Below are 22,715 nucleotides of genomic sequence, written 5' to 3'. Positions count from 1 at the left end.
CCTCTCTTCGTTATTGGGGGGCGCTGCATTTTCACTCATTTTTTCAGGGTAGCGTTGCGGCTTGAGTCGCCTCGCCGCTGCGGGAACATGGTGAAAAATAAGCCACTCACACGGGGCAAGCTTGTGAAAATGAGCGAAACCGTGTAGTTTTTTGCCTTCTCAAGAATTGAATAACCAATCAATAGGAGCGTGTATGCGCATTGTTCTGTTGGGGGCTCCGGGTGCCGGCAAGGGTACTCAGGCTCAGTTCATCATGGAAAAACACGGTATTCCGCAGATCTCCACCGGCGACATGCTGCGTGCGGCGATCAAGGCGGGCACCGAGCTGGGCCTCAAGGCCAAAGCCGTGATGGACGCAGGTCAGCTCGTCTCTGACGACATCATCATAGGCCTGGTCAAAGAGCGTATCGCCCAACCGGATTGCGCCAACGGCTTCCTGCTGGATGGCTTCCCGCGCACCATTCCCCAGGCGCAAGCCATGAAGGATGCCGGTGTTGTGGTCGACTTCGTGCTGGAATTCGACGTGCCGGACGAAGAGATCGTCAAGCGCATGAGCGGTCGTCGCGTCCACTCCGGCTCCGGCCGTACCTACCACGTGGTGTTCAACCCGCCGAAAGTGGAAGGCAAGGATGACGTGACCGGCGAGGATCTGGTGATCCGTGCCGACGACGAAGAGACCACGGTGCGCAAGCGTCTGGACGTGTACCATCAGCAGACTGCGCCGCTGATCGGTTTCTACGGTAAAGAAGCGGACGCGGGCAACACCCGTTACGTCAAGATCGACGGCACCCAGCCGGTGGATCTGGTCAGCAAGCAGCTGGCCGCCATTCTGGGCTAAGCCTGCCGTTGCCAACCGCAATCGGTCGATGACGAGTCTGAGACAAGGGTCCATCCAGGGCCCTTTCTTGCATCATAACAAGAACGACAAAAACAGCATGACAGGAAGCTAACGTGACCACCAAAACCGGGATCTTGCTCGTCAATCTGGGGACGCCAGCGGCGCCGACCACCTCCGCCGTCAAGGCCTTCCTCAGCCAGTTCCTACAGGATCCGCGGGTGGTCGAGATACCCCGCCTGTTGTGGTCCCCCCTGCTCAACTTCGTTATATTGCCACTGCGTGCCCCCAGGGTGTCCAAGCTCTACCAGCAGATCTGGACCGAGCAGGGATCGCCGCTGATGGCCATCAGCCAGCGTCAGCGCGATGCCCTCGAGCAGGAACTCAAGCGCGAAGGGGTGGATGTGCCCGTGGTGCTCGCCATGACCTATGGCAAGCCGTCACTGGCCGACGGTTGGCAGGCGCTCAAGGCGCAGGGGGTCAACCGGGTGATACTGTTGCCGCTCTATCCCCAATATGCCGCCAGCACCACGGCCGCGGTGTTTGACGGCTGGGCGCGGGTGATGAAAAACGAGCGTCACCTGCCGGTGATGCGGCTCATCCGTGACTATCACAATCACCCCGAATACATACAGGCACTGGCCATGAGCGTGCGCCGCCAGTGGGAGCAGCAGGGCCAGGGTGAGCATCTGCTGATGTCGTTCCACGGCATCCCCCAACGCAGCGAGGACGAGGGTGATCCCTATGGTCATCAGTGCCGCCGCACCGCGACCCTGCTGGCCGAGGCCCTGGGTCTTGCGCCCGAGCAGTGGAGCGCCAGTTTCCAGTCCCGCTTTGGCAAGCAGGAGTGGCTCAAGCCTTATACCGATGCCACCATCACGGCGCTGGCGGGGCAGGGGATCAAGCGACTCGATGTGATCTGCCCGGCGTTTTCCGCCGACTGCCTCGAGACCCTGGAGGAGATCCAGGTCGAGAACCGCCACCTCTTCACCGAGGCAGGTGGCGAGCAGTTCAATTACATCCCAGCGCTCAACAGCGATCAGGCTCATATCCGCATGATGGTGTCGCTGATCTGCCGCGAGTTGGCGTGACCGCGCCGGGTTTCAACGTTCAACGATAAGGATTGTCTTCATGATGCATATCACGCTGATCTACGCCGGCCTGCTGGGGCTCTTGTTCCTGCTGCTCTCCTTCTGGGTGGTCAAGCGCCGTGCCCAGTTCAAGGTGATGATAGGGGAAGGGGAGGCGCCCGAGATGCGCTCCGCGATCCGCGCCCACGGCAACTTCGCCGAGTACGTGCCGCTGACCCTGCTGCTGATGGCTCTGTGTGAACTGGCGGGGGTCGGTGCCCTCTGGCTGCACCTCGGCGGTGCGCTCCTGCTGGTGGGGCGAATCCTGCACGCCATCGGCATCCAGATCCCCAAGGCGCCGAACAAGCCCAGGCTGTTTGGTACCCTGTTCTTCTGGCTGTCCCTCGGCCTCTTCTCGGTGCTGGCCCTGGTGCAGGGGCTCTCGCTCGGCTGATCTCCTCATCGTTGCTGACTGAAAAACCACCTCCCGGCGAGGTGGTTTTTTTATGGGAACGGGATAAACGTTTTCCTCTGCAGCCCTTGTCTATACTGACGCCATATTTTAATCAGGCGACTTTTCGGCGCGGCGGATTGTGTTAAAATCCCGCCCCTCTTTCCCCCAGAGCACAGAACATTGCCATGAAATTTCCCGGTCAGCGCAAGTCCAAACACTACTTCCCGGTCGACAGGCGCGATCCCCTGATCCCGCAAAACCCCCTGCTTACCGAACTTGGCAAAGCCTATGTGGTGGGAATCGATCAGACCCTGGTGGACATCGAAGCCCATGTGGATGAGGACTTCCTGAACCGTTATGGCCTGAGCAAGGGCCACTCTGTGGTGATCAGTGACGACGTGGCCGAACGGGTCTACGAAGAGCTCAAGACCAACAACATGGTGGTGAGCGAGTTTGCCGGTGGCACCATAGGCAACACCATGCACAACTACTCGGTGCTGGCGGATTCCCACTCCATCCTGCTCGGCGTCATGAGCCAGGACATCCGCATCGGCAGCTACGCCTACCGCTATCTGTGCAACACCTCTTCCCGCGTCAACCTCGATTACCTGCAGCCGGTAGACGGCCCGGTCGGTCGCTGCTTCACCTTCATCACAGAGTGCGGCGAGCGCAGCTTTGGCATCAACGCCGGCAAGATGAACCAGCTGGATGTGCACCATGTGCCGGAAGAGGTGATCAAGGGGGCTTCCGCCCTGGTGATCACCGCCTATCTGGTGCGCGGTGACGATGGCGATCCCATGAAAGAGGCCGCCATGGCCGCCGTGCGTTACGCTCGCGAGGCCGGCGTGCCCGTGGTGCTGACCCTGGGTACCCGCTTCGTCATTGCCGACAATCCCCAGTGGTGGCGCGACTTCATCGCCGAGAATGTGACTGTGCTGGCGATGAATGAAGATGAGGCCGAGGCTTTGACCGGCATCGCCGATCCCCTCGGCGCTGCCGACAAGGCGCTGGACTGGGCCGACATGGTGCTCTGCACCGCCGGCCCCATCGGCCTCTACATGGCGAGCTACACCGAAGAAGATTACAAGCGCGAGACCACTCATACCCTGCTGCCCGGTGTCATCCCCGAGTTCAACATGTATGAGTTCAGCCGCCCCATGGCCCGCGCCAAGTGCCGCAAGCCTGCCCGCATCTACTCCCACATCTCCCCTTACATGGGTGGCCCGGAGAAGATCAAGAACACCAACGGGGCAGGGGATGGCGCGCTGTCTGCCGTGCTGCACGACATGGTGGCCAATGCCTATCACCGCATGAATGTGCCGAACTCCGCCAAGCACATGTCCGAGTTCCTGACCTACTCCTCCCTGGCCCAGGTGTGCAAGTACGCCAACCGGGTCAGCTATGAGGTGCTGGCCCAAAGCAGCCCGCGTCTCTCTCGCGGTCTGCCCGAGAAGGAAGACAGCCTGGAAGAGGTTTACTGGGAGCGTTGATCCCGGCCATGGCAAACGCCTCCTTCGGGAGGCGTTTTATCAGGCAAAACACGGCATTGGGCAGTTTTTTGTGCGAATAACCCCAAGATGCTTGAGTCCATGTCACTTTTGCGACACCATTTGGCCACCGCATTGCCACTCGGCACTGCAGTGGCCGCAGCACCCGATAAAGAGAGAGCCCCATGAGTAAGTTAACTGACAATCTTGACACCAATTTCCAACTGTTCATCGAAGAAGTCCGCGAGTCGGGTCAGGTGTGGGGCTTGCGTTATGGTGAAGACTGGGTCGTCTGCCGCTCTGCCGAATTTGAAGATGCCGATGTGATGCCGCTCTGGTCCGCCGAGGTAGATGCCCGCCTGCATTGCGTGGACGAGTGGGCCGACTACGAGCCGGAAGTGATCGAGCTGGAAGAGTTCCTCGACATCTGGATCAACGATCTGGACGAGGACGATGTGCTGATCGGCCCGAATTGGAATGCCGATCTGGAAGGCCAGGAGCTCGAACCCATAGAGCTGGCCAAGGCACTGGTCGAACTGGACGCCTGAACTGTTCTGCATTGATGGCCACGGCCATCGGATGCCTGAAGAACCGATATCCGCGAGTTATTCCCCCTAACCTAGAATACATAGTTAGGGCTTTTTAGCTGTTAACCATCCGAATACCCCTATTAAAGGGGTATTTTTTTGCCTGTAATATTGAGAAGCTACTCCATAATTATGCATTGTATGTAGAATGACTACAGTGATGCATAGAAGAGGTTGTTCATTACAACACCAGCTTTCCTTGAAAACCGATTCGCTAGGAAGGAAGAATCGAGGACTCAGAACGACAACTCGATTTCAAAAGCTCGACTGCGTTGTTTGGGTGTGTAGGGAGAGAATATGTTTGTGACCGTTAAGGCGCGGATCTACACGGATGCGACAGGAGTCTATACAGAGCTACCCGTGCTGCTCACTCCAGCCGGTGTGGTGGAACCGCTGCTCGATTACTGCCTTTATCGTAGTCACGATCGCAGTCTGGTTTGGATGTCCAAAGTCACTCGCTCGGTGCGAATGTTCCTTGAGTATCTGCAAACTAATCCTACTGAGCGCGATACCTACCATCTGTTCCAGAATTTCGCCCAGCGGCTCTACACTGGAACCTTTGACCGACAGACCGGCCTAGATCCCTGCGGCCTTTGTTGGTCGCCCCGCTCGCCGCAAGACGCTAGTCACATAATTACCCATCTCACTGACTTCTTCGACTGGCTCAGCGAGATGCGTCCCGAGGTTGCTAAGGTCAATCCGCGTTATATGGGCGGCGCCTTTGACCGGCAGGTCGACGAAGCCGCTTACCAGTACCGACGTAGTAAGGCCTTTCTCGGGCATACTTGGGCGGCAAACTCATCGCCCGCCGAGAATGGGCATCGCGTGAGGAGCCAGCGCCAGCCAAAGGTCGAAAAGAGCGAACCGCCTGCCTTCCCGGAGGCGCGTTTCGAGGAGTTGCTGGTCAAGGGGTTCTGTGCTGCTGGGCGTTACGATTATCGCGGTATGCTGATCACATTGTTACTACATGGGGCAGGTTTCCGTGAATCGGAGCCATTCCACCTCTATATCCAGGACGTGTTCCCGGATCCGGCTAACTCAAGACAAGCCAAAGTCCTCATCCATCATCCAAGCTTCGGTGTCGCCCCCATAGATTGGCGTGACGCACAGAGCCCACAACGAAAGGGTAATCGGACTGAATATCTTACTCACCAGTTTGGCCTTGTACCGCGCACCGACCTGATGGATAGCCGTCACGCTGGCTGGAAGGGGGGCATACTTGATGGTGCTTATTACAAGCAGGCCTACTGGTTCGTGCCTGAATATGGCGAGTGGTTCCTACACCTGTGGCATTGCTACCTCAAGCAGGTGGCACTTATCGAGCGAGACCATCCATTCGCCTTCATCAATCTGCATCGTGAACCCGTCGGCGCAATGTACACACTCAACCAGTACAACAAGGCACACGCCGCAGCCTGCAAGCGTATTGGTCTGACGGTGAGCAAACCACTGGGGACAACCCCACACGGTCATCGCCACGCCTACGGTCGCCGCCTGCGTAACGCAGGCATCGACAAGGAATACATTCGCCGCTTCATGCATCACGCCTCGATGGAAAGCCAAGAGGTCTACACACAGGCAAGCACCCGCGAGACCCTAGCAACGCTCGAGGTTGCCGCTCAACTACTGCGTACCAAGTACCCCGAAACAACATCTGCATCCAGATTGTTGCTCTCTGGCATCGAACTTAACGATTGAGGACACTTCATGGCCGAACAGAAGAAAACGACCGTGCCCAAGGCATCCGTTATCTCGACCCACAAGGTGAAAGTGACTCCTCGTCACTCCGATACAGCTCTGACTTGGGTCGAACGCGATTACCCGCAGCTCGCTGCATGGCGCTCTCTGGCGTTAGAGTGGTTAAGCGGTGAGACAAACGGTATCCACCAGCGGCTTAACTCACTTACAACCTTCTTTGAGCGCTATCTTGTTCAGCAGAGACTACCGCTCGATCCTACAGTTTTTTTGGCCCGAACCACTGTTCTACCTGATTTTTACCAGATAGCGTGCCCCGATTCTGAAGCCGGTATCAAGAACAACAACTGCATTCACGCTTTCTTGCACTTTGTTTTGCTGCGCGAGTGTAGTGTATCCAGCGATGACGGACAGCCAGTTATCTCCCCGGTTTTCCACAATCCTGTCCCACGAATATCCAAGGGGCGCCTGCCGCAACGTGACGATAGTGTGCATTCACCTTTGCCCTACGGCTACATCGACGAGTTGCGACAGATACTTGCGGCGGGCCCGCATTTTCGCGACTGGTTGTGGGCTCAGAGTGAATTGGGTGCCGAAATCGGTAAAAGGGGGCATGGCGCACCCGATTGGTTCGAGGTAAATGAAGAGCAGATTGACCAGAACGACCCAGACTGTGTGTGGCGGGTCCGTAAGGTAACCCCGAACTATCGCGGTGGGCAGATAGTGGAGATGTGGAGTCCGGTTCGCTGGGTGGCGCTGCTCATGAAACTTATCCTACCACTGCGCACTTTCCAGATTCGCATGCTTGACTCGAGTGAGGCTGATACTTGGCGCTACACAGCGGGGAACTGGGTGTTGAATTCAAGCCGACTCGCCCAAGGCAGCGAACAACGACCTTTACAACAAGGCGTGTTCCGCCGGACTAACCTACTCGCCGATGGCGAAGCAGTCCCAAAGGTGCTCTACATCAACACCAACAAAACTGCCGATATCGGCAAGTCGGGTATCGATAAAGGTTACGTCCTACCATGGTCTTTTGGTGGGCCAGTGCATCAGGATGCCTTCTACTGGCTGGAGAGGTTGCGTAACTGGCAGGAAAAATACAACCCTATCACGCGGCGCACGGCCTGGGCAGAATTGGATGAGCGGCACATGGCAGTGAAGAGCGAGGTAGAGCTGGCAGGTTATCCCGATACTTGTTTTTTATTCAGATTGCCGGAAAACAAGGAAGGAGAGCGCCATTTACCAGCCAGAAAGGATTTGTTGGATTATTCATGGTTTCGTCTACTGAAAAAACTGGAACTGGGTCTCGCCGAGCGGGGCGAAACCCATCGCAACGGCACACCTATAAGATTCCTTCCTCCGCTGGAAGAACAGAACAATAAAAGAACAACACTCTTTCCGCTTCACAGCCTGCGCGTATCTCTTATCACAGCTCTGGCTCTCGAAGGCCAAGTGCCGTTCCCCGTACTGCAAAAACTCGTTGGCCACAGCCGCCTGCTGATGACACTCTACTATTGCAAGCCAGGCGCAACACATATCCGGGACGTCCTTCTTGGTGCGGCGGAGCGGCTGGAGGCGAACAAAGAAGCAAGCATCCAAGACTTCCTGCTCGACACCGCGCATGAAGAATTGCTGCAAAAGGCCATTTGTAACAATTCGTCCAGCCTCGCTGCCGCCATCCCACAGCATCCAGCAGTACGTAATCCGGTGGGATGGATGCCTATGCACCATGGCCTGTGCCTCGTTGGCGGTAATACCAGCGAAATCGAGGACAATGGCTCCGTCGGAGGCTGCTACAACGGAGGACCAATGATTACAAGTGGTTCTCAATCAGTAAATTCCAAGTATGGGCCCGTACCCGGCGGAAGTCGTAATTGCATACGATGCCGCTGGTTCGTGACTGAGCCGCACCATCTGCCGGCGCTCGTGGCCCATTTCAACACGCTCGCTTACCACTTCGATGAGGCGCGAAACGCCAGCCTCATTCGTGAAAGCGAACTTCAGGAACTGAAAAAACAAAGGATTGATGCTGAAGATGCATGTCAGCCATTTGCTCGTATTGACGCCTACCGGCAGGCTGAGCGGGTGTGGGAGGCTACTATGAAACACTTTAGCGACTATGCGGAGGACTTGGTGGCCTGCTGGCGTCTAATTGAGCGCTGTAAAGCAGCTCTTAACCCCCGGGGCGATGGCACTCAACTGGTCGCTGTCGGCAATGTGGCCGATGTTCATGTTGCCTTCGAGGAGACAGAGTCAGAATTGCGCCAGCTTGCTGGTGTATGCGAGAACGTTGAAGTCTATCCCGACTTGGATCCCGGAAAGGCAGTGTTCCGTCGCAGCCAACTGCTCGATGCTGTACTTTATCGCGACAATCTAGCGCCAGTATTTATGCTCTTAAGCGAACAAGAGCAACTGCTCGTTGGCAATGCCTTCATGCGTCGCCTCTCCCAGCAAATGAACCCAGCGAATCCTGCATTGGGACAACGAGAGGTCATTCGCCTGATGGATGCTGGTGTGAGTCTGAGCCAGTACTTCAATATAGACCTGACCTCGCTACTGTCCACGACCAATTCCGTCCTTACCCTGCATGCAGGGTCACAGACTCTACTGGGAGAAAATACATGAGTGGTATGTCAGACATCCATCCTGATGTGGTTTTAGAGTTTCTGCTCTCCAAGTCCGAGCGCTCGAACCGGCGAGCGAACCTCGCTAGGATGCATGAGCTTTGCCGCAGAGTGCATGCGGCTGGTTCGCGCGACTTCTCGCTGGCGGCTATTGGCCGTTTAGCCGAAGCCGAAGGGATCATGAAGGGACGTGCGCTCTACAACGCCCAGTCGGCGGACTATAAAGCATTGATTGAAGCTTGGGCTGCCTACGCAGGGCCAGCCGCGCCCAAGCAACAGAAGACGTTGGCAAGCCACGAGTATCTGATGCGTATAGAAGATCCTGCCATTCGCTCCATTATGCAGGCTATTATTGCTGAGCGTGACAAACTCAAGGCTCAGCTCAACGTGCTGAAGGCCAACACGCATGTGACCGTCGATCGGCGACCTCTTGGGGCAACCATCTCGACTACAACGGGGGGACACCCGGTGACAGTGCTAGAAGTCGCAGCACAACTGACTCCATCTGAACGAGAAGCCTTGCAAAAAGCTGTTACGGCTAACTACCTCGAAGAACGGGGTCTGCGCGAAGGCAGCCATGGTGAAATCGTCAACGAGCGTGGCAGGACCATTTTTGAAATGGGTTTTACGCGAGCTATTCGCAAGTTACTTGTCGACGCTGAGTGAAAACCCACATCAAACAATGAAGGGATGCTGTCAGTCAAAGATCGCCCTAATCAAGTGTCCAGATTTAGTTGACCACTGAGGCACCTCAATTGAATCACCCCTGGCGTCACCTAGAATCATGTTGGACCAACTAGCAGCTGGTGATCAAGGACTGACTCAGACCCGAATGTTAAGGTCAGTTAGTAGATGGGCGGACGCTATTGACCCCCCTTGTTGCAAGGTTTTGAGGATCAAAATGGAGATGTTGAAGGTGAATTCAAACAATTAAGAAGCGCTGATAAATGGGATTACGAGCATCAGCATTTACTGAGTGTATGCCCGCTCAGCAACTTACAGTTACGGCTACCACATTGATACCTTTTTGGCCTATTGCTATGTAGCAGTTAGCTTTCTAACGTGATGAAGTTTTAGAACAGTAAGATACGTTACAGCTAGTTAGGTCGTGCCATGAATTACTGGAAGTTGCAACAAGCAGGTCATGGATATATAAACCATGAGCGACCCAACATGGCGTGTGTGGCTGCACGTTAACACAGCGCACTGCGCAGGCCACACGACCTCTGCCTTTCAATACCCCTAAAAATGTGAAAATTACTCTATAGGGCGCGCCAAAAAACACTATACATAACCTGTCGTTATGCTGGAGGCTACCTAAATGAATAAAAACACTGGAGTGAAGCACAAATTTAATGTGGTTTCGGCAGCTCAACTGTCTGAACAGGTACTTAACCTGTCAGAGTGGCTGACGGCACAGCAGGTCTCCGACAATGCAGGATATAAGGGGTCAAACTCTTCAGCACTGCCAAATAAGTGGATAAAAGCGGGGCAGATTTTCGCAATCTCTGTAGGGGGACAAGATCTTTTCCCTGCCTATGGCTTAGGGATTGATGGTAAGCCTGTACCCAAAATGAAGGAGATACTGACTATTCTAGCTGCTCACAGAACGGCACTTGTGATCGCTTCCTGGTTTGTCAGTGCAAATAGCTGGCTTGGTGGTAAGACACCTATGAATGAGTTAGCTGAACGACCCTTGGATGTGCTTAAAGCTGCTCGAATGGAAGTTGCCCCCATTGAACATGGATAAGTTATGCTGGAGTTAGCGGGCTGTAAGCACGTGTGCAAACGAGCAGACAGCCAGCTTCTTCGTGCGACGTAGAGATGTCTGGTATCCATTTCCTCAGGAGCGGTTATAACGGCCACTTCCGCCTCCAGCCCCTTCAGCAACAAGGTCCTTTCAATAGCACGACGCGCAAGGGGCCGGTTCTCATGCCGATTTCGTTCGCATTCCCGCACCGTGGCATCGGCAAAACTGCAACTGCCTCCAGCAGCCATTTGCATCGCGCGCAGACAGCAATACAAAACATCGGGGCGACAGACCCGAGTTTATAGTTCCATCCTTGAAAATACAGTCTCACCCTAACTTTCCGTGAACAGCTGGACATAATTGAGATAGGGGCCTTGATGGCTCCCTTTTTTTGCCGTACTCTCTATGTCTAGTTGTTTATATCGGAATCAAACATAGATGCCAAAGGCAATTGTTGTTGAAGATGCCCAGCTTGCCCACACAGTGGCAGTCGCTCGGGCATCGAGCAAGGAGAACGGATCCCGCGATGCTGCCCTGCTCCTTTGCTTCTTTGGTACTGGCATGAAACCGACCGAGTTGTCGCAACTGTTGGTCAGCGATTACCTCTCCCCTGGCGGTGAGCCGCTGGCTGAGACAGTGGTGAGGGCCGAGATTGCTTTCAATGGCCGACCCCGTCCGTTGTGCTGGGTGAATCTGAAGCTGATCAAAGCAGTGGATGAGCATTTGGCAGACCGGATCAAGCGCGGTCATGGCATCACCGGCAAGGTGACAGCATACCGTGGGCTAGACCCCCGCAGTGATCTGTTTGTTTCGGGCCGTAACGGCCAGCCGTTGAAGCTGACGAGGGTGGAGCGAGACGGGCGGGTTAGCTATCGTGCTGACCAGTTGACGGCCCTGATAAGCCGCCTGTTTGCTCAGGCAGGGATTGAAGGGGCAACTTCTCAATCTGGTCGCCGCACCCTGGCGGTGAAATTGAAGCGCCAAGGCATTGATGAGCGGCATATCGGAGAGATCTTGGGGATGACCAGCATCAAGGCAATCAAGACTCTGTGTGATACCGATCCGGTGCGACTGGGTGACCTAATCAAGAGGATTGTGTGATGACTGAGTTGAGAGAATACGCAACAGAAAGCACTTTAACCGACATGATCAACAGCTCACCTGTTGGTAAAGAACTGTGCGTAATGTTTGAAGGGATACCAAAAATCATTGATGTTGAGTTCAATTTCGTTGGTGGTTGGGTGATTAAACAATCCCTTGCCCCTGGGATGGAGCTGAAATTTGTAAAAGGGGAAGGCGAATATCTGGAAGGTATCAAAATTACTCTCACCGAGTATGAAGGGTTGAAGTAATCGCTGGTCTGTCACGGCGCGCAGTCATAGGGATTTTGGAGTAATTAAGTTGATAATCATGATGCTGTATTTTTAGCTACCTTTATCAACAACGAGAACAATCAAACTATAGTAAACATAGCATTGTAATATTGTTGAGGGGGAATTAATGCATCAAACGTTCAAAGATATTCATCAAAATCTAGAAAAGGTTATTGAGCAGCTGAAAGCTTCAATCCCAAGTGATGAGCCGTTTGGAAATGCGCATGGGAATTGGTCCTTCCCTTGCCTTACAAAGTCTGAATTAATTGAAGAAGCACAATCTATCATTGACCTAATAGATATAAATGCAGGTGATGATATTTCTGGGGATGACACGCGGCTCAAGGATTATTCTCGTCGCCTTACTCATCTTCAACAGCAAACGATTCCCAACCTTTGGTCAAGCGCTGCTAATGCTGTGCCTGCATTTATGATCACAATGGAAGGGCTTCGTAGAGCCATTACTCCAGTCCTGAGCGGAGATTCTCACAGAGATTCGCTCGCCAAATTAAAAAAATTAGCGAGCCAGATTCGGAATATGGAATCAAGAATCAATGGGCTAGACCCCCGCACAGCTAAGTTAGCCACGATGGTAGAACGTATTGAGCAGGCATATAATGCTGCCGCACAATTGCCTACAGATTTGGAAACTCTCTCTGAAGCAAGAGCTGAAATTAATGAGCTTCTTGCTCAATCAATCAAAGATCGAGCCCATCTCGAATTGATTAAAACGCATGTTGATGAGCTCGACGAGAAATTAAATAAGAGTAGTAATGATGCAGAGTCAGTATTAGAACGGTGCGAAACAGCATATTCAGCATCAACAAGCGTTGGACTGGCTGCTGCCTTTAGTGAAAGGTCAGTCACCTTATCGAGTTCGATGTGGTTTTGGATAGTAGGGCTTGTAGTTGCGCTAATGTCTGGTAGCTATTTTGGCTCAGCGCAACTCCAGCGACTATCAGAGCTATTAAAAATTCCTGATATCTCAACTCCAGTAGTTGCTCTTAATTTACTGCTATCTATGTTGTCTGTTGGTGCACCCATCTGGTTTGCATGGTTGGCAACAAAGCAGATAGGGCAACGTTTTAGACTTTCTGAGGATTATGCGTTTAAAGCTTCTATATCACGTGCTTACGAAGGGTTCCGTCGTGAGGCTGCTCGATTTGATAAAGGTATGGAAGCTAAGCTGCTTATGTCTGCATTGACTCGTCTTGATGAACTACCTCTCAGATTGGTGGAAAATACCAACCATGGCAGTCCATGGCATGAGTTAGCATCTTCAGAGATCGTAACGCAAGCGATAAAAACTGTGCCCGGTTTTGCGGAGCAGGTGAAGAGTCTTGCGGGCAAGGCTATAGATACAGTTAGTGCCCGAGAGATAAGACCCGTGACACCAGCAACTGTGCCTATGGAAAAGTCGAATACCGCTTGAATAGGAAGATTAGCTAGTAAGGCTGTGGTTTGAATAGGTGCAGGATGTGAGTCCTGCCTATTTACAGGAAAATTATTTAGAACAGGCTAGATGTGTTAATGAAAGCCTCTTCCCTATGGCTGGACTTAGTTCTAACTGATCGAGGAAAACACGTAATTCAGGCACCTGTACCAACAGCATAAAAATTATCGAAAAATTCGTTTATTTTACTGATGTAGCAAGGATGATTGATGTTTGACTCTACTTTATCCCAAGTGAATTTAGCTATTTTTATAACCGCAAACAGCGTCATGTTTGTACAGAATAAATATGCTCGTATATCCCCACATGCTCCCTCCTGGAAGGTCTGGTTAATGAGTCCGGCGACGGCTTATCCGGTAGTGATATTCTCGTTGCTTGCTATAGCGGGAATAGCTTTGATAGATGGTGCTGAGTTTGATGTGACTATGTTAAGTTTCTTGGTTGTTGCCGGATTAACTTACCGGCTGGCCCAGCATGGAATGGTGGAGGGGGCTCGCTTAGACTTACTCGGACTAGATCCGGTACTGTCCTGGTGGTTGGATCGGCAAGGCCATGTCTACCCTCACCTGATGAGTGGCAAGGAAAATTGTCCCGCCCTGTCTCCCTCCAAGGACACAGTCGATCAACTGCTTGGCCAGTTTCTTGTTGTGGGCTCTCATATTGACAACCCCATCAATGTTCGTTCGCCGTTCAAGCTCGCCTATTTGATGAAAAAATTGACAAGGCAGGGCTGGCACGTTGAACCCTCACCGGCAACAAACACACCTTTTTTGATGCGGATAATCTTGGTGCTACGTCGTCGATCCGCTGGTTGTTCTTGCAAAGAAATATGTCTCGGTTGTCGTAAAAATTCCCCATTCCCTTGGCGAGCACAGTGGCAGCAGTGCGCCATTCTTTATGCTGCCGTTTTCTACCCTCCGGCGATGAGTCGGGCTAAAAATGGTTTAGTTGTAGTTCCGGGTTAAAGGAAAGACAGACCATGGAAAGCCAAGAAAAGAAGCTGGAGGCGCTGGCCGAGCGGATTGAGGAGGGCTTGCTGTCCATTTTACGGAACGCCACCTTGGATAAGTATGACCGGGGTTTTGTTGAGGCGATGCTCGAAGATGTGCGGGGTACTCTTGACCCCAGCCAGGCAGACGGAAAGTAAGAGGAAAAAATGTACAATTACATCATTCTGGTTGGCAAAGGGATACCCGTAGCTGTTGACCTCTTGTCTGAGTCTGCATCCAGCGAAATAGCATCTCTACAGGAACAAGGATTCATTATCGCTTATGACTCTTGCCGAGCTGAAAGTATTGAACATGCATTGAAAACGTGGAAACAGCAAAGGGATGGCACCTATGGCTATGAACACATAATCACTTCTACAACCAACGTACTAGCACAAGATACCAGAGTCATCGAGGTAAAAGGGGTTACTACTGCGACAATTGTGGCCGGAATGAATTTTCTGAGAGACTTCATGGCCTCGATCCGAGACTTCACTGGTGGTAATTCAGGCACCTACATGTCAAAGCTCGATGACCTCAAAACTCAAGCATTGGTACAGCTAAGAAAGCAAGCTGACGAATTAGGCTGCAATGCTCTAATTGGTGTATCAATTGATGTTAACGAGATTTCTGGTGGCGGCAAATCGATGATGATGGTCACTGCAACCGGTACAGCAATCGTTGCGGAAAAAGGTCTCGATGAGAAATGATATGACATTTGGTGATTTGTATGAGCTTCAATGTAAGGTTTTTGAACCTGCAACAGCTGACTTTTCAATACATGAGCTGAAGGGGCTGCTAAACAGTCTGCTCAACAGCTTTCCTCATACAGTTGATGATAAAGGCAATAGACGTCCTTATAAACCAGGTATGGACGAGTCAATAATGTGGTTCAAATGCTATGACCACGTGATCACCCTAATGAATCTCAAGCGAGACGAATCAAAAAACAGAAGAACGTTTTGGATTTCAATTATCGCGCTGGTTGTCTCAGTTGTGACCGCAGTTCTTCAGATTGCTTTCCCAGCAAGTTGATAGAGGAAAAACTGACATGAATAAATCTATATTAGCGTTGTTGTTGGGCTGGACATGTCTTTGGACAAATATAGTTCAAGCAAAAGACTTGGCTAACAAACCTATTGCAGTCATAGAGCAATATGCGTCGTTGGGAGATGTCGATGCACAAATATTCCTCAGCAAATTGTACTACGAAGAGAAAAATTACAAGCTAGCTGAGACATGGCTCAGGGCCGCTGCGGAACAAGGGATCGTTAGAGCACAAGTAGCCCTCGCGGTATTCTACTATCACGGTATCGCTGTTCCGCCGGACTATAGAGAATCTGCGTTTTGGGCTCGCAAGGCAGCAATTCAGGGGGATTCTAGTGCGCAAGAGGCGCTAGGCATCTTGTACTTCGAAGGGAAAGGAGTAACACAAAACTACCAACAGGCTGAGGCGTGGGCACGTAAAGCCGCAGAGCAAGGGAATGCTGGTGCACAATTTTTACTCGGAAGATTGTATTACCAAGGGAAGGGGGTTCACCAAAATTACAAACTGGCATATGTATGGTTTTCTGTATCTGCCACTAATGGTGAGCCTTCTAGTGTTGAACTCCGAGACAATAGTGCCAAGCATTTGACCAATGAGGTTCTGATTGATGCTCAGGTTTTAGCTGAAGAGTATTTTCACAAATATAAGCTGAATAAATAGTACCAAAACCCTGCGGTCTGGCCCGCTCCCTCAACTAAGTTGATTGTGTGGGATAAAAATGCTAAGGCCATGGCTACAAATTCTGCCCGTGTTCGCTTACAAGTGGCTGACGCGGCGCTATTGCTCCTGTACAGCTGTATATGGCCAAGAGTGGAACCAATCAGCCCCAGATGTACTAATCAAGACAGACGGCAAGTAAGAGGAAAAAACATGTCAACGAAAGCGCTCCAGCATCCCTTGAGGGCAAGTGAATTGGGTAGGTTTGAACGTAATCTAGCGCAATGGTTGAAGCAAGATCCGGCAGAAGCCGCGTATCACCGATTCCAAGGGATTTTAGAAAGCCAAATTGTGACATTGCAAATTTGTGGCGTGATCACGAGCCAAGGGGCTCTGAAGCTGCACACCCGTATGGGCGAAGCGATGCGAGAAAAGAACGCTGCTGATGACGTTCAAAAACCGAAAAATTAAAGCTGGTCTGATGTACGAGGAATAGCTTTCATTTATCCTACAGTTAAAACGTCAACTTTGAGGTAATATATTGAAAGGATTGGTATGAGTATTCTACAAGAAGATTGTCAGGCTATGTGGAACAACTACATGTTTCTATACGGATACTTTTCATATAATAAATTGTTATAAATTACAGAGAGTACGAATGTGAAGGATATATTTGAGATTTCATTAGCAATAATTGCTTCTCTTGGAGGTTCAGCCCTTTTATTGGCCACATTTTCCAGTTGGCTTGGAAATATTTGGGCTAAAAGAATGCTTCAAAATGAAAGGGCAAAGAATGAATCGGTGCTTGAAGAATTAAAAAAAGAACTCGATGTTCTTAAACATAAAGAGCTTACAAGGCATTTTGATAAATTGGCAATTTATAAGGATGTTGTTCACCTCATAAGCGAAATACTTAGAGAGCTCGAGGCTGTAGCTTTATTAAAGCAAAAAAATATCAATCCTGATATTGAGAATTCCTTTTCTCTTTGTAGAAACAAAGCCTATGGCTACATATCCTTAGTTTCTACCCAAGAGGTTATGGATAAATACAACGACATGATCGATTTTTTTATACCAATAATGTACGAAGGCCAAAGTACTACTTGGGAAGAAATGCGAACTAAGGCTGATACATTGCTTAATGAAATGCGAGCAGACTTAGGTATAAAAGATGGTCAGATTGTCTATCGTGGTAGCAGGTGATTATAACAAACGGCTCAAACGGAAAAATATTCGCAGTCACCTTTTTGCAAAAAAACGCAAAAAAGCCGCCATCAAACATTTGCCCCGCTAGCTGGGCGTTATCAAAATAGGCTGATTGATAGAGGAAAAATGATGAACGGGTTAGCCCGAAATGCAAAAGGGCATTGGGTAGCCACCCACATGGGCCAGCGCGTAACCTTCACCGAACAGCGCTTCGGCGATGCTGCCGAGTTACTTGCCCGCCGTGTCCTGCTGGCGATGCAGGCCGGTACATACGACGAGTTAAGGGATAGCGCCCTGCTCAAGCAGAGTTACAGTCGAGAGCTGGCCGCCCAGGTGTTGGGCATCCACGTAGGCGAGCTGAATGAATGGCTTCTGCGCGGTGTATTACGCGGTCAGGAGATAACGCCCCCCCGTCCAGACAACCGGAGAGGGGCAGGGAAAATTAGCGGTTATGAACTGGCTATCGTGCAAGAGCGCATGAAGGCAGACTGAGTTAATTAAGGAAAAATGATGAGACTTATCTTAGTAGCCACCTTTGCCTTACCGGCATTTTATTCACTCGCTGAAGCTCCTGACAGACTAGAAGAAAGTGCAGAATCATTTAGTAATTGCTTAGTGGAATACGCTGTACATCAGGCTTCTTCAACAGATAAAAAGTCCAAGGATATATTTGACAATGCATTAGATCATTGTCGAATTCAGGAAGATATTATGGTGAATTCCATTGGGCCAACTCCGGAGCAGGAGAAGTCACTTTCAACGGAGCAAATGACTGCCATTAATAAGCTTCGGCAGAATACTAAGGTTACGATTGAGGAACACATGAAGGCCTCTATAGAAGAGGTTGTTGTATTCACTAGGGAAGGTGCGAACAAGCCCCCGAGATGAGATTGTAGGCGCCATTTGGCGCTATCGATGAGTTCTAGCATGAGTCACCAGCTCACCTTCGCGGATAGCGAGCTCAATGGAAAACGGACTAAGTATTTAGGTGCCTTTTTATTATTCATCGTCTTGGCATTTATCGAAACAAATCCAGTAGTTACAGCCGGTGAATGCGTCGCTGCTGCGATTTGCTTGCTCGCCAATGCAATTGAAAATCACCGAGCTGGATAGCCAGCTGATGTTGAGGGAAAAAAATCATGAGTTCAAAGGACGAGAGATACCCCATGCCGGAACACGACAAGCGTAGCCTTGGGTGTGGTCTTCATAGCGATGTAGAGGCGGCATATGCTTATGTCGAATCTGTTTCTGATACCCGTGACATACCATCACCAGCGGGGTGGCGTGGTTGGGCACTGAGGGAGGCATTTCTGGCGGGCATCAGCCATGCAGATGCCGGGAAGCAGGCCGAAAAGGCTAAGATGGCACTCGATAGAGAAAGCAAGCTTGAGGCTGCCCTGGCGGCGCTGCTGGCCGAGGTAGTGAACATCCGGGAAGACTACCCCGCCGAAGCATGGCGCTTTAGCGACGAAGTTATCGCTGAGGCGGAGTCGGCAATGGATATGCCGAAGCACTTTTGATCGAGGAAAAGAATGGGACGGTTTGATGAGGGTATGGGGCGTGTAGATCCTGAAGTGGGTGAACACATCGAGCGCAGTAAGCCATATCGGGATCCACAACGAGTGAAGCTCGTTAGGTTTATATGGGTGGTCGTCGTGTTAACCGTCGTCCTGGTGTGGTTTAAGTTCATTCGCTAAGAGTGGCAAGTAAGAGGAAAAAAATCATGTGCAACTGTCAGACGATGGCCCGCGACCTGTCCGAAACGCAAGATGGCCGCTTCCCTCCAAGTCTCCACGCCCCACGCTGCGAGGACTTCAAACAGATCGAGTTCGCCCGCATAACGTGCGACATGGGGTGTTTCATCGTCCCTGCAGATGAGCATGGCGGTGTATGTGAGAACCTTGATGAGCCATATCAGGTTGAAACCGTGATGCTCACTCAAGACCAGTTCGATAAATTGCCGGAATATGAGGGTTGACGGGACATGGAACGGGTAACGATTGAGATAGACAGGGACGACCTGCCGCCCCATACGGATGATGAGTTTGAAGAGTGGGTGCGGTTTTGTGTCGGCTATCAGGCAGATATTGATAGCACCAATCCGCTCTCGGATATGGACATGACCGCCCAGGCGGTAATGGTCGGCTGATTGATAGAGGAAAAGTTAGCAGCTAGGATCGGCGTGCCACGTGATTGGCCAGTAGCGATTGGCGATATTCTGTAGCTCTTCCTGAATGGGGGCGGGCCACTTGTCTTCCGGGGTCCCGCAGTACGTGTTCCCCAGCTCCTGTAGACGGCACTCGTCCGTATCAATATTCGGGTAGTTGTGTGATTGGTTATCTTTCCTGATGTTCCCAATCGCGCGTTTAGCGTAAGTAAAGGGTTTGGTGCGTTTAAGCATAATCACCTCTAATGATGGATTTCGACATATGTTTACCATCAGAGCGCTGGAGTTTGTCAAATAAAACCTGCTGTGAAATCCTCATGGAGGATTCGGCGGCTCCGACTTACAACCCTATATACCTGCCCAGAATGCCCGGCCATTACGAGGCGTTGAAGCAGCGCATTTGCTGCAAGCATGTCGGGGGATGTCCAAAACTAGATGGCCACCATCAGGCCTGTGGAGCCTCAATGGCCTCGTCGAGCTTGACGACGGTTTCGAGCATGCGCCTAACGATCACGGCGTCGAACTCTTCTGCCCGATCCTCTTCATGGGTTCCTTTATTCAGGTAACTCCATTCGACCCTGTTCATTTCCTCATATCCAATCATCTTGCCCAGATGTGGCACAGCTTCCTGGAACACGTTCACGTCCTCCTTGTTAAGGAACTTGAAAAGCCCCGTCGCTAAGCTCATTAGGTCTGGGTTTCCGGGTCCTCTCATCCCGACACTTATCTGCGCAGACAGATTTTTATTTGCAATCTTCTTCCAGAGGCGGTTGAGTTCTTCTTCGAACGCTTTCCGGACGTAACTCAGGGAATCACGAATACGTCCCTCATCGTAGCTGCGGGTCGCCACCGTGAGGTAGTGACGGGGCGAGTCGAGCTTCACGGTGATCTTTTTGGCGGCGAACGGTACGAGGAAGTCGATTCGGGTGACTGTTTCCTTGTACTTCTTCATCGGCACGGCGTTCTCGAGGCGTTTCACGAAATCCTCTCCGTGGGTAGTGACGATGAGTTGTCTCTTACCGACCTCTTCCGGATTCAGGATGAGGTCGATGATCGCGCCTCGGTGTTCGTCGTCGATCGAGTTCACTACGTCATCGAATATCAGGAATGGGAGGCTATCCCTAGTGATCTTCGCCAATAGAATCGCGAGCCCGAGGCAGCGAATGTGGCCTTCGCTGAGGACCTGGAGCGCGTCGCACCAGTCCCCGTTCTCGAACTCAATCTCTATCTTCTCCCCGGCGGCCGTCGGCAACCTCAGGGACTTGAGCCTGTCGGAAGGGTGGTCGTTCTTGTTGATCTCGTTGTAGAACTTCAGAGTCTTTTCATTGAGATCAGCGGCCAAGGCCAAGGGTAGGCTGGCGTTGTAGTCCAGGAGCTTATCGCGAAGCGAAACGTAAGCGATGCTGTAGCTCAGGTTTCTCGCGATTCCGGGTTTCTCTGCTTCCGCCTCCCTGATGAGCTCCTCGTTCTCTTGGTTGAACTTCTCAATAGCCTGCTTTGCTTCCATCTCGCTCTTGGCATTCGCGGCGACAAGGGTCGTGATGGCCACGATTTCCTCGAAGTCTTTGGTGATCGTGAGGTTATCCTCTTCAAGCTTCTTGATCGCGGCCTGGGATTGTTCGACCTTTGCGTTATGGATGGCGGTCGCGTGCTTAAGCGCCTGTAGGAGTTCGCACCTTGCAGGCAAAGCACGGAGAAAGGTCTCGATGCCCGCCGCATCCAAGGCGTCAGAAGCCTCGGCACTGAATGCGCCGACCTCGGGTGCTTCGGCGAATCCGATAGCTACAGCGGACGCTGGAAGCTTGGTGACTGTCGAAAGTAGGTCCCGCCAGCCGAGGTTGAGGGCCTCCCAGATTTCCTTGATCCGCCCTTCAACCCTCAGGGCAGAGTCGAATTGCTTCAGCTTTTCCTCCGCGTTGCCGTACGGATCGAGTGGAACAACGAGTTGACCGTCGCGGTAGAGTTCGGAGGCGCACGCGGGACATTTGTTCTCGAATTTTTCGCGGTTACCCAAGATCGCGGCGTATAGGTCTCGAAGAGAAAGCTGGTCTTTGTACTGGTTGAGGAACGTTTCGGATTCCGCCTTCTCTTTGATTAGCCGAAGCAGTGCGTCAGCATCGACTAGGATGTCGTCCGTCCTAGGATCGATGGCCATTTTAAGGTTCTGCTGGCGGCCGATTTCAGTGTTGTTTGCCTTTAGCTTGCCGCCATTACCTTCTGGGCCGGTGAGGGCAACCTTGATTTCGGCGAGATCCTTACACTCTGAATGTTTCGCGAGCAGCGCGGCGCCTCGCTGTTCAGCAGCTTTAGCTTTTTCCGGGAGGCCTTCGAGGGTCGCCTTGTGACCAGAGAGGGCCTTCTCCCGCTCCACGAGCTCCTTCCCCTTTTTGCCAACGCAGTCCAGGTAAGAGCCGATGTTCTCGTTGAATTGCGTTGCGAACGCGTTGAACTCTTCCAAGCCGAACAGCGCCGCCAACCGCGCTTGCTGGGCGGACGGGGTATTGGCCGCCACCCGTGCGAATCCGTCGATCCGGTTCTTTTCGATGAAGCAGAATTCGAAACTTCGGGAGTCTGCTTTTACTTCGATTCCTTTCTCGCTCGCGGTATCTCCATACAGAACGGGTTTCGCCGATTTCCTTGAGGTGGCGTTTCTGATGTAGTCCGAGACGGGGATCCGCTTCGAATCTGCTTCGTGGATCGAGGCGAGCAATCCGTATTCGAGCGCCTCACAGAGACTCGACTTTCCCGTCCCGTTCAGCCCATAGATGAACGTGTACGGTTTTTTGAATTCGAAAGTGTGTTTGTCGGAAAACCCACGAAAGTGCTCGACCTCCACTTTGGTAAGCCGGACAATCTCGCTCTCGTTGGCGTTCGTTTCGTCGGATGCGATTTCGAGCACAGGAGATGCAGCCTCTCCGTTGTCGACGATCAGTTTCGCCAAAAACCTCCCGCGCCGTCCGCCAGCCGTTCCGGTCACTACGACTTCGTCGAACCTCCCCAGAATCAAGTTGGCTAGTTTTTTTTCGTTTTCAGATAGCTTCGGGGCGGACTTCGTCAAGAAGCGTTTGAACTCGACTAGGGACTTGGACATGTCAGTTCTCGTAACGGTTATTATCGATTATCCAGTAGGGCGCGGGTAGTCAGCCGATGCTTCATTCTATTATGCAAAAATATTTTTGGGGAATGCCTTGTTCAATATTTGCGGAAAACGGATGGGCGTCAAAAGACAACTATTTCATGTGGCAGACGTGGAACCCAATACGATCGTCTGTGCTCGAAGACGCTATAGCGTTAACGCATGTATTTCGGGTCGGTCG

Annotated in this window: 26 protein-coding genes; 25 read left to right on the top strand and 1 reads right to left on the bottom strand. The window is 51.8% G+C overall.

From position 1 onward, the window contains the following. Window positions 1-193: 193 nt before the first annotated feature. The 25 genes from adk (at window position 194) to AACQ95_RS06390 (ending at window position 19,380) form a co-directional block, all read left to right on the top strand. Window positions 194-838 (top strand): adenylate kinase, encoded by a 645-nt coding sequence (gene adk, locus AACQ95_RS06510; protein ID WP_043555429.1) that lies wholly within the window; start codon window positions 194-196, stop codon window positions 836-838. Between the two features lie 113 nt (window positions 839-951). Then, window positions 952-1,926 (top strand): ferrochelatase, encoded by a 975-nt coding sequence (hemH, locus tag AACQ95_RS06505; RefSeq protein ID WP_241278108.1) that lies wholly within the window; start codon window positions 952-954, stop codon window positions 1,924-1,926. Between the two features lie 40 nt (window positions 1,927-1,966). Continuing rightward, window positions 1,967-2,359, top strand: coding sequence for an MAPEG family protein (locus AACQ95_RS06500; protein ID WP_241278107.1), 393 nt, complete (start codon window positions 1,967-1,969; stop codon window positions 2,357-2,359). Between the two features lie 185 nt (window positions 2,360-2,544). Next, a complete protein-coding gene (locus tag AACQ95_RS06495) occupies window positions 2,545-3,849 on the top strand; it encodes an inosine/guanosine kinase (RefSeq protein WP_043138387.1) in 1,305 nt (434 codons plus the stop codon). 182 nt (window positions 3,850-4,031) lie between these two features. Next, complete coding sequence (locus AACQ95_RS06490; RefSeq protein ID WP_241278106.1) at window positions 4,032-4,394, top strand: DUF2750 domain-containing protein; 363 nt, start codon at window positions 4,032-4,034, stop codon at window positions 4,392-4,394. A gap of 336 nt (window positions 4,395-4,730) precedes the next feature. Further along, entirely contained in the window at window positions 4,731-6,131 is a 1,401-nt protein-coding gene (gmtY, locus tag AACQ95_RS06485; RefSeq protein ID WP_241278105.1) for a gamma-mobile-trio recombinase GmtY, read from the top strand. A gap of 9 nt (window positions 6,132-6,140) precedes the next feature. Continuing rightward, a complete protein-coding gene (gene gmtZ / locus AACQ95_RS06480) occupies window positions 6,141-8,756 on the top strand; it encodes a gamma-mobile-trio integrase GmtZ (RefSeq protein WP_241278104.1) in 2,616 nt (871 codons plus the stop codon). Window positions 8,757-8,761: 5 nt separating this feature from the next. Then, window positions 8,762-9,421 carry a gamma-mobile-trio protein GmtX gene (gmtX, locus tag AACQ95_RS06475; RefSeq protein ID WP_241278103.1) on the top strand — a complete coding sequence of 220 codons (660 nt, stop codon included), beginning with the start codon at window positions 8,762-8,764 and terminating at the stop codon, window positions 9,419-9,421. Window positions 9,422-10,076: 655 nt separating this feature from the next. Then, on the top strand, window positions 10,077-10,505 hold the full coding sequence (locus tag AACQ95_RS06470) for a hypothetical protein (protein ID WP_241278102.1): 429 nt from the start codon (window positions 10,077-10,079) through the stop codon (window positions 10,503-10,505). A gap of 438 nt (window positions 10,506-10,943) precedes the next feature. After that, window positions 10,944-11,606 carry a site-specific integrase gene (locus tag AACQ95_RS06465; RefSeq protein WP_241278101.1) on the top strand — a complete coding sequence of 221 codons (663 nt, stop codon included), beginning with the start codon at window positions 10,944-10,946 and terminating at the stop codon, window positions 11,604-11,606. Next, complete coding sequence (locus AACQ95_RS06460; protein ID WP_241278100.1) at window positions 11,606-11,857, top strand: hypothetical protein; 252 nt, start codon at window positions 11,606-11,608, stop codon at window positions 11,855-11,857. Before AACQ95_RS06465 ends, AACQ95_RS06460 begins: the two co-directional genes overlap by 1 nt. Before the next feature lie 148 nt (window positions 11,858-12,005). Then, entirely contained in the window at window positions 12,006-13,310 is a 1,305-nt protein-coding gene (locus AACQ95_RS06455; protein WP_241278099.1) for a hypothetical protein, read from the top strand. A gap of 230 nt (window positions 13,311-13,540) precedes the next feature. Further along, window positions 13,541-14,296: a hypothetical protein gene (locus AACQ95_RS06450; protein WP_241278098.1), complete on the top strand. Its 756-nt coding sequence runs from the start codon at window positions 13,541-13,543 to the stop codon at window positions 14,294-14,296. A gap of 14 nt (window positions 14,297-14,310) precedes the next feature. Continuing rightward, window positions 14,311-14,478, top strand: a complete 168-nt coding sequence (locus AACQ95_RS06445; RefSeq protein WP_241278097.1) for a hypothetical protein — start codon at window positions 14,311-14,313, stop codon at window positions 14,476-14,478. Window positions 14,479-14,487: 9 nt separating this feature from the next. Further along, entirely contained in the window at window positions 14,488-15,030 is a 543-nt protein-coding gene (locus tag AACQ95_RS06440) for a YbjQ family protein (protein ID WP_241278096.1), read from the top strand. A 1-nt stretch (window position 15,031) separates the two neighbouring features. After that, a complete protein-coding gene (locus AACQ95_RS06435) occupies window positions 15,032-15,355 on the top strand; it encodes a hypothetical protein (RefSeq protein WP_241278095.1) in 324 nt (107 codons plus the stop codon). A gap of 16 nt (window positions 15,356-15,371) precedes the next feature. Beyond that, complete coding sequence (locus AACQ95_RS06430; protein WP_241278094.1) at window positions 15,372-16,028, top strand: tetratricopeptide repeat protein; 657 nt, start codon at window positions 15,372-15,374, stop codon at window positions 16,026-16,028. Window positions 16,029-16,238: 210 nt separating this feature from the next. Then, window positions 16,239-16,496 carry a hypothetical protein gene (locus AACQ95_RS06425; RefSeq protein WP_241278093.1) on the top strand — a complete coding sequence of 86 codons (258 nt, stop codon included), beginning with the start codon at window positions 16,239-16,241 and terminating at the stop codon, window positions 16,494-16,496. A 189-nt stretch (window positions 16,497-16,685) separates the two neighbouring features. Further along, window positions 16,686-17,228, top strand: a complete 543-nt coding sequence (locus AACQ95_RS06420) for a hypothetical protein (RefSeq protein ID WP_241278092.1) — start codon at window positions 16,686-16,688, stop codon at window positions 17,226-17,228. A gap of 129 nt (window positions 17,229-17,357) precedes the next feature. Then, entirely contained in the window at window positions 17,358-17,723 is a 366-nt protein-coding gene (locus tag AACQ95_RS06415; RefSeq protein WP_042468255.1) for a hypothetical protein, read from the top strand. Window positions 17,724-17,741: 18 nt separating this feature from the next. Further along, entirely contained in the window at window positions 17,742-18,119 is a 378-nt protein-coding gene (locus AACQ95_RS06410; protein ID WP_241278091.1) for a hypothetical protein, read from the top strand. A gap of 39 nt (window positions 18,120-18,158) precedes the next feature. Continuing rightward, a complete protein-coding gene (locus AACQ95_RS06405) occupies window positions 18,159-18,344 on the top strand; it encodes a hypothetical protein (RefSeq protein ID WP_241278090.1) in 186 nt (61 codons plus the stop codon). Between the two features lie 26 nt (window positions 18,345-18,370). Further along, window positions 18,371-18,751 (top strand): hypothetical protein, encoded by a 381-nt coding sequence (locus AACQ95_RS06400; protein ID WP_241278089.1) that lies wholly within the window; start codon window positions 18,371-18,373, stop codon window positions 18,749-18,751. 203 nt (window positions 18,752-18,954) lie between these two features. Beyond that, a complete protein-coding gene (locus AACQ95_RS06395; protein ID WP_241278088.1) occupies window positions 18,955-19,209 on the top strand; it encodes a hypothetical protein in 255 nt (84 codons plus the stop codon). A 6-nt stretch (window positions 19,210-19,215) separates the two neighbouring features. Then, entirely contained in the window at window positions 19,216-19,380 is a 165-nt protein-coding gene (locus AACQ95_RS06390; protein WP_241278087.1) for a hypothetical protein, read from the top strand. 463 nt (window positions 19,381-19,843) lie between these two features. Here the strand turns inward: AACQ95_RS06390 and AACQ95_RS06385 are convergent, their stop codons facing one another. Continuing rightward, window positions 19,844-22,489 carry an AAA family ATPase gene (locus AACQ95_RS06385; protein ID WP_241278086.1) on the bottom strand — a complete coding sequence of 882 codons (2,646 nt, stop codon included), beginning with the start codon at window positions 22,487-22,489 and terminating at the stop codon, window positions 19,844-19,846. Window positions 22,490-22,715 lie beyond the last annotated feature (226 nt).

The sequence above is a fragment of the Aeromonas sp. MR19 genome (genome assembly GCF_963899305.1).
GTDB lineage: Bacteria > Pseudomonadota > Gammaproteobacteria > Enterobacterales > Aeromonadaceae > Aeromonas > Aeromonas bestiarum.
Note: the sequence above shows the minus strand (reverse complement) of the source record. Positions and strands in the feature narration are given on the sequence as shown.